This window comes from Caldithrix sp. (assembly GCF_056497305.1).
In genome coordinates this window covers 19510-29435 of sequence record NZ_JBSMDE010000191.1, presented here as the reverse complement: position 1 = coordinate 29435, position 9926 = coordinate 19510, and the positions used below count along the sequence as shown (strand labels likewise).

General features: G+C 42.8%; 8 protein-coding genes. All 8 read left to right on the top strand.

Features of this window, described 5'->3' with window-relative positions; all coding sequences use genetic code 11:
• Positions 1-439: 439 nt before the first annotated feature.
• The 8 genes from ACWB0I_RS15510 to ACWB0I_RS15475 all read left to right on the top strand — a co-directional run bounded on the left by ACWB0I_RS15510 (position 440) and on the right by ACWB0I_RS15475 (position 9921).
• Positions 440-1117 (top strand): response regulator transcription factor, encoded by a 678-nt coding sequence (locus ACWB0I_RS15510; protein ID WP_479388986.1) that lies wholly within the window; start codon positions 440-442, stop codon positions 1115-1117.
• On the top strand, positions 1114-2367 hold the full coding sequence (locus tag ACWB0I_RS15505; RefSeq protein WP_479388985.1) for a sensor histidine kinase: 1254 nt from the start codon (positions 1114-1116) through the stop codon (positions 2365-2367). Before ACWB0I_RS15510 ends, ACWB0I_RS15505 begins: the two co-directional genes overlap by 4 nt.
• A 271-nt stretch (positions 2368-2638) precedes the next feature.
• Positions 2639-3748 carry a hypothetical protein gene (locus ACWB0I_RS15500; protein ID WP_479388984.1) on the top strand — a complete coding sequence of 370 codons (1110 nt, stop codon included), beginning with the start codon at positions 2639-2641 and terminating at the stop codon, positions 3746-3748.
• A gap of 123 nt (positions 3749-3871) precedes the next feature.
• A complete protein-coding gene (locus ACWB0I_RS15495) occupies positions 3872-5815 on the top strand; it encodes a TonB-dependent receptor (RefSeq protein ID WP_479388983.1) in 1944 nt (647 codons plus the stop codon).
• Positions 5770-6036 (top strand): hypothetical protein, encoded by a 267-nt coding sequence (locus tag ACWB0I_RS15490; RefSeq protein WP_479388982.1) that lies wholly within the window; start codon positions 5770-5772, stop codon positions 6034-6036. The genes ACWB0I_RS15495 and ACWB0I_RS15490 overlap by 46 nt, the downstream gene beginning before the upstream one ends.
• Positions 6037-6166: 130 nt before the next feature.
• Positions 6167-6892: a FadR/GntR family transcriptional regulator gene (locus ACWB0I_RS15485; protein ID WP_479388981.1), complete on the top strand. Its 726-nt coding sequence runs from the start codon at positions 6167-6169 to the stop codon at positions 6890-6892.
• 53 nt (positions 6893-6945) lie between these two features.
• Positions 6946-7713, top strand: a complete 768-nt coding sequence (locus ACWB0I_RS15480) for an SDR family NAD(P)-dependent oxidoreductase (protein WP_479388980.1) — start codon at positions 6946-6948, stop codon at positions 7711-7713.
• Between the two features lie 18 nt (positions 7714-7731).
• Entirely contained in the window at positions 7732-9921 is a 2190-nt protein-coding gene (locus ACWB0I_RS15475) for a heparinase II/III domain-containing protein (RefSeq protein ID WP_479388979.1), read from the top strand.
• The last annotated feature ends 5 nt before the right edge of the window (positions 9922-9926 follow it).

Sequence of the window (9926 nt, the reverse complement as noted above, 5' to 3'; positions counted from 1 at the left end):
AATGAGTCCACTCTAAAAAGGTATTATTATCGAATTTTATTTAAATTTGCCTATTGTTTTTATTTAAATTACATCAAATATCTTCGTGTTAATCCGTGAAATTCGTGGTTTTTATACTGAACTCATTAATAATTTTAATACAAAATACTGGTTAAAACGCCTGCAACATCATGGTGGTAGAAAGCCATTTTTAATACCATGCCTCCTATCCGGGACTACAAATGAGTTCAACTTAATACCAATTTTAAAAAGTTCAAAGCCATAAGCAGCGCATGTTTTCTTACTCTTTTAAAAAATGGATACATAAAATAATTACCCAACCTACTCCTAAATTTTTTTCAATGTTTCTAAATAAAATGTTTATCTGGCCAAAAATGCTTCAAATTTTCTCCAAAATTTGTTATTATCTTATTAATGATAAATAGAAGAGAAAAAAGAGATGAATATCTTAGTGATCGAGGATGAAAAAGAATTGGGTGAATCCATCCGTTATTTTCTACGACAGGAAGGCTACCAATGCGATCTTGTTTTTAATTTTGAAGAAGCGCTAAACCGACTACATCTTAATAGTTACGATTGTGTGGTGCTCGACATCATGCTTCCTGACGGGAACGGCCTCGATTTGCTGCAAATACTAAAAGCAGAACATATGAAAACCGGTATCATTATTGTCTCTGCGAAAAATGCCCTGGATGATAAAATTAATGGCCTCAAATCCGGGGCAGATGACTACCTGGCCAAACCATTCCATCTTCCGGAACTAAGCGCCCGCATTCAATCCATCATCCGTCGTCGTCAATTTGAAGGCGAAAAGAAGATTGTCTTCCATGATTTAACCCTTTACCCCGATGAATATCGAGTTTTTGTCCACGACAACGAGCTCAATTTAACCAGAAAAGAATTTGATTTGTTACTCTATTTGGTAGGTAACAAAAATCGAGTACTCACGCGTGAAGCGATTGCGGAGCATCTTTTAGGGGATCAGGCCGATTTAATAGATTCATTTGATTTTATTTACACACACATTAAAAATTTGCGTAAAAAAATAATTCAGGCCGGAGGAAACGATTACATAAAGACTATTTATGCCATCGGATATAAATTTGAGGTGAAATGAAACTCTTTAAACGCGTTATTATCTATTTCGTATTTTCTTCGCTTTTGGTTTTTGTACTTGGAAGCGTCACTATCTACTATGTGCTCAAAGCGCTTATTACAGAAGAAGTGGATGAAACCCTATTTTCAGAAAAAAACAGAATCGTCAAACAATTACAAAACAGCCCCATTCCCATTCCTGATTGGGCTACACTCACTCTGGAAATCAAAAAAATGGCAAGCGATGTTGCCGTAAAAGAATCCTTGAATGATACACTCATCCATGTCAAGGAGACAGGAGAATTTGTCCCTCTGCGCCAGCTCCATTTTTACACCCGTCTTAAAAATACCAATTACAGAATTACGCTTCGCCGTTCTCTAATCGAAAAAGACGATTTGCTTACAGGGGTTTTTAGTGTAATGATTGCCATTTTTATTGCCATGATCGTTTTACTAAATGCAGTAAATATCTGGAGTGACCGAACACTGTGGAAACCGTTCTACGACACGCTGCAAACATTGAATCATTTTAAGTTAAATAGCAAGAAACCATTAAATTTACCGGATGTCGCCACCATAGAATTTCAACAGTTAAACAAAACCCTTAATGAGATGGCCGACAAGTTGCAAAGGGACTACCGCAATCTGAAGGAGTTTAGTGAAAATGCAGCTCACGAAATGCAAACGCCATTAGCTATCTTACGCTCTAAACTGGATATTTTTATTCAGGATGAAAATTTAACAGATGAACAATTGCAAGATATTCGAGCGATGTACGATGCGTTAAACCGTTTAAATCGATTAAATCAATCCTTAAATTTATTGATCAAGATTGAAAACCGGCAATTCGAGGAAAAGATAATAGTAGATTTTCGCCAGGTAATAGAAAAACAACTTGAAAATATGGAGGCTCTCATTCAGAGTAAACGTCTAACAGTGATTACCCGTTTCCAGGACACATTGCGTCTGGCTTTTAATCCCTTCATGGCCGAGACTTTGGTTTCCAATCTGCTCACTAACGCTATTAAACACAATGTGCCTCAGGGAAGGATTGAAATTGAAATACGGGATCATTCGTTAACTATCTGTAATCCCGGAGAGAGTCCTGAAGTGGATACGTACGTCTTGTTTGAACGTTTTAAAAAAGGACGTACTTCGTACGATTCACCAGGTTTAGGCCTTACTATCGTTAAACAGATTTGCCAACAAAATGGAGTGGTGATTTCTTACACATTTAAGAATGGCTGGCATTCGCTGATATTGCGCTTTTAATCCAATTCAATCAAAATGTGTACATTGACGTAACGGCCCGAATGCAATGACCTAACATTTTCAGGTTTTTGGAGATATGGCCAAAAGCCTGTCCATTTTTCAAACCTATGATTGCAACAAAATCAACAGCGTCTTTTTTGGTTTCCGTAAAAGCCGGTCTTTATTGTAGACGTAGATATTATTTTAAAACCATTCCTTTCTCCTTCAGAATTTCTTCAAAATTACCTGTTATATTTTACGAGCTACGTCATGTAACTGAAGGAGGTGAATTATGAAAATCCTTATCATTTTATTATTCACGCTTTTTGGGGCAACAGCCTGTACACACGAAAAACAACTGGTGCCAGTTGTTTTGCAACAAAAACTCAAGTCCCTGTATCCGGAAGTCCGCGAAATCGAATGGAAACAGGAACAGGGCAATTTCGAGGCTAATTTTGAGGTCGGTGATGTGGAGATGTCGATTATTCTGGATGCACAAGGCCATGTGATAGAAAAGGAAACAGAAATTAAAAAAGAAGATCTGCCGAAAATTGTAAAATCGGCACTAAGAAAAGAATTGAGCGCTTACGAGGTTCAGGAAACGGCTAAAATCGAAAAGAAAAAGGGAACGATATTTGAAGTTCAGCTTAAAAAAGGGGACAGCGCTTTAGTCGCCATGTATCGTCCGGATGGGACGTTGATTGAAACGGTTAATAAAAGTGCTGAGAAAGAAGAAATTGAAGCCAACAACCAGGAAAATTGGAAAGAGGCACAAACCTGGCAAAGGGATTTTAAAGTCGATAAAAGCGCTCTAACATCCATAGGTGAAAATCCATATTTTATTTTGAAGCCCGGTTACCGGCTTATTCTTAGAGGAACAGAAGATGGCAAGCAGATTGAGTTGGCTGTTACGGTGTTGAATGAGGTAAAAGTTGTTGATGGAGTGGAAACACGCATTGTAGAAGAACGCGAAACACAAAATGGCTCCCTATCGGAAGTCTCCCGAAATTTTTATGCCATTGATCCTAAAACTCGGGATGTGTTTTATTTTGGCGAGAGTGTGGATATCTACAGTAATGGAAAAGTAGTTGGCCATGAGGGGGCCTGGCTATCGGGAGAGGATGGGGCACACTTTGGTTTGATGATGCCCGGCCAGCCGCATCCCGGACAAAAATTTTATCAGGAAGTCGCTCCTGGTAAAGCATTGGACCGTGCTGAAGTGAAATCTCTAAATGAAACATTAGATACTCCGGCGGGCCATTTTATCCACTGCTTAAAAACAGAAGAGACCACCCCGCTGGAACCGGGCATTAAAGAGTACAAAATGTATGCACCGGGGGTGGGCCTCATCTTAGATGGAGGATTAAAACTGGTGCAGTTCGGCCTGAAGCATAGTAATTAATGTACAGGCTTATTGTGATTTTTAAATGAGCATGTTTTTTATTAAGAAGGCATTGCAATAATCTAACTTGTTAGAAAATCTGTCAACTTTTACAACGATACGAAAAATGATCAGGGATTAAAAATGAAACACGTCCTATTCTTGACCTGGCTATTATTAGCTCAGGCTGTTTTTGCACAAAATGCTATCAAAATTCTGGTTAAAAGCGCAGAAAGTCATCAGCCGTTGGTCGGTGCTAATGTCTATTTTGACTCTTTACAAATCGGCGCTTCGACCGGTGCGCAGGGCCTGGCTGAAATAAAACACATTCCGAATGGACGTCATTTTCTTGTTATTTCATACGTTGGCTACCGTACTAAACGATTGCCATTAAATTTTCCAATGAAAGAAAAAAAGGGAAAGACTTTAACAGTCTTATTGGAACCGGCGCCCTTCCGCAGTGAGCAAATTGTAGTAACTTCAACGCGCAATAATAGCATCGTGGCCAAAACCCCGGTACGTATTGAAGTGCTAGGCAGAGAAGAGATTAATGAAGAAATTGGCATCAACCCAGGCAACATTTCCAAGTTTTTAAGCGAATCCAGCAGCATTATTACGCAACAAACCTCCCTAATAAGCGGAGCCATCCGTTTTCGCCTGCAGGGATTACCTGCGCGTTACACAAAATTGCTTAAGGACGGTTTCCCCGATTTTAGCGATTTGGGCTCCGGTTTGAGCCCTCTGCAGATCCCACCGCTGGATTTACAGCAAATCGAAATCACGCGCGGTTCCTATTCTACGCTGTTTGCCAACGGTGCGGTAGCCGGTATTGTCAACCTGATTTCACGGACTCCTTCAGCCCAGCCCCATCTGGATTTACTTTTGAACCGAACCAATCGGCAGGGCAGCGATGTCAGCGCCTTTTACAGCGCAAAATACGGAAAAGCCAGCCTCACCTTTTTAACCAGTCACAGCCTGCAATCGGCCGTTGATATTGATGGAGATGGTTTTAGCGATATTCCCCAATTTCGACAGGCCAGCATCAACCCGCGGTTCTTTTACAATTTTAATAAAAGAACTTCACTCATGCTTTGCCTCAATTCCTTTTTTGAAAATCGCGCTGGGGGCGATATGCATGTGCTTAACCAGGGAGGCGATTCGCTTCATATTTACAAAGAGACTTACGCCACCAGACGCCTTGGTCTGGACGTGCGCTTCCAGAAGCGATTCGCCAGCGGTCGTTCCGCTACCTTTAGAACATCCTATCAAAATTTCGATCAAAACGTTACCTTCCCCCAGGCCTATTTTCATGGAAAGCAGAACTACGCCTTTGGGGAAGCCACATATTTTTTACCTGCCGGAAAGCATAAGTGGGTTGGCGGTGTCTCTTTCATTCATAATACTTTTCGTCAATTCAGGCAGGCCGTTCATCAGCTTTACGATTATTCCCTTACAACCATTGGCCTGTTTGCCCAGGATGACTGGAAATTCGCGTCGGGCTGGACTGTTCACGGTGGTTTGCGCTGGGATTATCAATGGGAAAAGACTTCATTCTTTCTGCCCCATGCCGCCCTTTTATTCAACGCATCTAACCAAATAAAATTGCGCCTATCGGGCGGTTTTGGTTACAGTGTACCTGTTTTGCACGATGTGGCACCGGCAAAGGATTTTTACACCTACCACATTTCACCGACAGCAAGGTTGCACGCCGAACGATCCCGTGATCTCTCCTTTGATATGACCTACCACTACTGGAAAGATGAAATGGCCCTTAGCCTGAACCAGTCGTTCTATGTCACGCGGATTAATAATGCTCAAATGGCTATTTCAACTTCTATTAACGGCCCGCTTAATTTTTCCAGCGCGCCCATGTTAGCCCGTGGGGCCGAAACACATCTTATTCTAAATGTAGATGAACTTGAGGTTTTTCTCGATTACAATTTCGTCGATACTGAATGGATGGTTTCGGAAGGGAAAAGAAGATTGCCGTTTACCCCTCAGCATAAAGTTAACTTTACTATGGTTTACGAACAAGAAGGCAAATGGCGAACTGGATTAGAAGGATTTTACACAGGAAAACAATTTTAACAGACGGTAGCCAGAAAAAGGCCTATCTTATCTTTGGCTTTATGTTCGAAAAGAAATTCAAACTGTTTTCCCTGGTCTTTAATATTGAGAATCTACTGGATGAAAGACAGAGCAAATACGAACCACTGGTTATTCCACCTATAAGTAATCCTCAGTTTAAGGAAATTTACATGCCCGTGGAAGGTCGCGTGATCAATGTGGTTGTATGGTTTAAGCTGTAAACTGGTACAATGGAAGCTTAATTTAAAGATTCCAACTGCAACCTTTTGTAACAATCCTAAAAAAATTTGACAATCTGATTTTCATTTCTTAAAATTCGATTTGTCATACATATTACAAAAAGAGGTGCACGTGTCTTACGAATTTAAAGCGATTAAAAATGCTTCGACCTTGAGTCAGGAAATTCAGGACCGGATTGAAAAAGCCATCATTGAAAAAAAGTTTTTGCCCGGCGAAAAATTGCCCACCGAACATGAACTCTGTGAAATGTTTGGCGTTAGTCGCACCGCACTACGAGAGGCGTTACAAAAGTTACGAACCAAAGGATTGATCTCCGTTAAAAAGGGGAGTGGCATTTATATTGAAGATTATTCACCTCAGAATGTCATTAAACCCATGCGTCTCTACTTGGAGTTGAATTTTGACAAAAATTACATCATGTACCTCATGGAAGTGCGTAAAATCATCGAGCCGGAAATTTCACGTCTGGCTGCCCGAAACCGTACCGAAGACGATATCAAAAAACTGCACACAAATCTGGAAAAGTTTAAAAAAGTCAGTAAACACGATTTCCGCCTGGAAGGCGAACTGGACCGCGAATTCCATTTATTTATTGCCCGGGCAACGGCTAACCCCATCATTCCCATCATGATCGATCCCATTTTCCAGTTGATGCCTAAAATCAGGACTCTGGTTTATGCTGAAATCAACGTGGCCAAAAGCGCGGCCCTGGAATACCATGAAAAAATCTACCAAAGTATTTGCGATCAGGATGAAGAAAAGGCCTACGCCTTTATGCGCGAACATCTACGTATTGCTGAGGAACATTCCAGAACTATTGTGGCCAAAATGAAATAAATTTTTTTTATGGGAAAAAATTTGTAGTACATAATACAAATAGGAGAGGAGAAATGGAGATTAATCTTAATAACAAAACCGCCATTGTAACGGGAAGTATTCAGGGGATTGGGCGAGAGATTGCAAACATTCTGGCTTCTTGCGGTGCCAATGTGGTCATTAACAATCACCAGGATGGTCAACGGCTGGAACAGGTGGCCAGAGAAATAGCTGAAAAAACCGGGGCCAAAGTCAAGGCCGTGGTGGCGGATGTTACTAAAAAGGAGGAAGCCAGTAAATTAATCGAAGCTGCGCTGGAATTGGGCCAGACCATTGATATTCTGGTCAATAATGCTGGCGGTTTAATCGGGCGTGTTCCAGTGGCCGAATTTGATGAGAATCATTTCCAAACGGTGGTTGATGTGAACATCAAAAGTGCCTTTTTGATGTCCCATCTGGTGATTCCTTATTTTAAGAAACAAAATTCAGGTAAGGTCATCAATCTTTCTTCTCAGGCTGCGCACGATGGTGGCGGCCCGGGCGCTGCCGCCTATGCTGCCGCTAAAGGCGCCATCTGGACGTTTACCAAATCATTGGCCAAAGAACTGGCTCCGTTTAAGGTCAATGTTAACTGTGTATCTCCCGGCTTTATCGGTTCTACGGCTTTTCATAACACCTTTACACCGAAAGAGGTTCGTGAAAAAATGCCTTCTCTAATCCCATTGGGCAGGGTAGGCGAACCACTGGACATCGCCAGAGCGGTCCTATTCCTGGCTTCGGAATTGTCTGACTATGTAACCGGGCAATCTCTGGAAGTAAATGGTGGTTTGTACATGCCTTAATGGATTGGAGAAATTTTTATGAAACGTTTTTTTGCTTTCATATTTCTTAACCTTTTCCTTTTGTGGGGGATGTTGCCGGCCGGGGAACATCCTTCCCTCTTTATTTCGTCGAAGGAAGCGAAGAGCATTGCTCAGCAACTGCATAACTTTCCGCTCCTTGCATTTTCTTTCCAGAAAAATAGAGAAATGGTCGATCGTGCCCTGGAGCAGCCCATTGATGTTCCACCTCCAGGGGAGGCTGGCGGCTACGAGCATGAGCGACATAAACAGAATTACCGTGAGATGCGGGCCGCCGGGTTGCTGTTTCAGATTACGGGGCAGGAGAAATACGCGCAGTTTATTCGCCGGATGTTGCTGAAATATGCAAAACTCTATCCCACCCTTGGAGCGCATCCCCTGTCTCACAATCAGTCGCCCGGTAAATTGTTCCATCAGTCATTGAACGAAGCGGTTTGGCTGGTTTACACGGTACAGGCCTATGATTGCATCTATGACTGGTTGTCGGAGCAGGACCGATCGCTTTTTGAAAAGAATATCTTTCGGCCCATGGCCCGCTGGCTTTCGGATGAACATCCGCAAGAGTTCAATCGCATTCACAATCATGGTACCTGGGCGGTAACGGCTGTGGGGATGCTGGGCCTGGTTCTGGATGATCAGGAATTAGTCGATAAAGCTCTTTATGGAACCGAAAAAAATGACCAGGGAGGTTTCTTAAAACAACTGGATTTACTTTTCTCTCCCGATGGTTACTACATGGAGGGCCCCTACTACATCCGTTACGCCTTGCGTCCCTTTTTCCTATTTGCCGAAGCCTTGGAACGCAACAGGCCGCAACTCAAAATTTTTGCCTATCGTGATTCCATTTTGAAAAAAGCGTATTTCGCAGCCGTCAAAACCACCTTCCCCGATGGCGTTTTCCCACCGATCAACGATGCCTCACGCACCATGAATGTGGCAGCCGTAGGCGTGGTAATCGCCAATGATATTGCCTATTACCGTTATGGCAAAAGTCAGGAATTGTTAGGACTCAAAAAGCTACAGGGCCGTGTTGTTTTGAATATTTGTGGTCTGAGCGTGGCACGGGATTTTGGGGATGGGCATAACATCGAATTTCCACAGTGGCCGAGCGTGGAGTTTAGAGACGGTTTTGACGGGCAAAGAGGCGGCCTGGGAATTTTGCGAACAGGCAAGGGCCCGGAGCAAACCATGCTTTTGATGAAATATGGCGTTCATGGCAAAGGACACGGACATTTTGATAAACTGCATTTTATTCTGTACGATCAGGGACGATCGGTCGTGCCGGATTATGGTTTTGCCCGCTGGATTAATATGGAGCCGAAATTTGGGGGGCGTTATTTGCCAGAAAATACCACCTATGCCAAACAAACTGTGGCGCACAATACGGTGGTTGTAGATCAGGTTTCTCAGAATCGAGCAAATCGCAAGGAAGCCGATAAAGTTTTTGCCAGACGCCATTTCTTTGACGCTTCCAATCCCCGGGTACAGGTGATGAGCGCCATTTCTGATGACCATTATCCAGGTGTGCACATGCAGCGTACCATGTTCCTGATCCACGATCCCCAGGTTCCGTATCCCTTTGTGGTTGATCTCTATCGGCTAACTTCCCGGCGTGAGCATGTGTATGATTACGTCCTGCATTTTGATGGGCAATTTGTGACCAGTAACTGGGCATTAACGGCCCATGACAGTTTGCAACTACCAATGGGCACGTCTTATGGTTATCAGCACCTATGGAATGAAGCAGAGGGCGTCGGTAATCAACCGTTTCAATTTACCTGGGTTTCCGGGCAACGCTATTATTCCTTTTTAACTGCCGCCCAGCCGGAGGCGCAGGTCTTTTTCACACGCATTGGTGCTCATGATCCGCATTTTAATCTGAGAAATGAGCCAGGGATGGTTTTTCGCGTACATCAGAAAAATATTCTGTTTGTTTCGGTCATTGAACCGCATGGCTACTTTAACGAAGCTGAGGAACGATCGGAAAATGCTCGTCCTTCCTTCTCAAAAATCACCATTATTGGGCACAATGATCAGGGGAGTGTGGTGGAAATCGCCTGTAAAGATGGCGCCGCCTGGCGGATCATGGTCACCAATCAAAAAGCTGACGAACAGGCCAGGCATCGGGTAAAGTTTGGAGATCGCCTTTTCTCCTGGCGTGGAAATTACAAAGTGGAAAAAATTAAATAAATAGG

Bases quoted from the DNA above. Each gene is read 5' to 3' on its own strand.
- ACWB0I_RS15495 (WP_479388983.1), top strand. From the start codon at position 3,872: ATGAAACACGTCCTATTCTTGACCTGGCTATTATTAGCTCAGGCTGTT.
- ACWB0I_RS15475 (WP_479388979.1), top strand. From the start codon at position 7,732: ATGAAACGTTTTTTTGCTTTCATATTTCTTAACCTTTTCCTTTTGTGG.
- ACWB0I_RS15510 (WP_479388986.1), top strand. From the start codon at position 440: ATGAATATCTTAGTGATCGAGGATGAAAAAGAATTGGGTGAATCCATC.
- ACWB0I_RS15500 (WP_479388984.1), top strand. From the start codon at position 2,639: ATGAAAATCCTTATCATTTTATTATTCACGCTTTTTGGGGCAACAGCC.
- ACWB0I_RS15505 (WP_479388985.1), top strand. From the start codon at position 1,114: ATGAAACTCTTTAAACGCGTTATTATCTATTTCGTATTTTCTTCGCTT.
- ACWB0I_RS15480 (WP_479388980.1), top strand. From the start codon at position 6,946: ATGGAGATTAATCTTAATAACAAAACCGCCATTGTAACGGGAAGTATT.
- ACWB0I_RS15490 (WP_479388982.1), top strand. From the start codon at position 5,770: ATGGCGAACTGGATTAGAAGGATTTTACACAGGAAAACAATTTTAACA.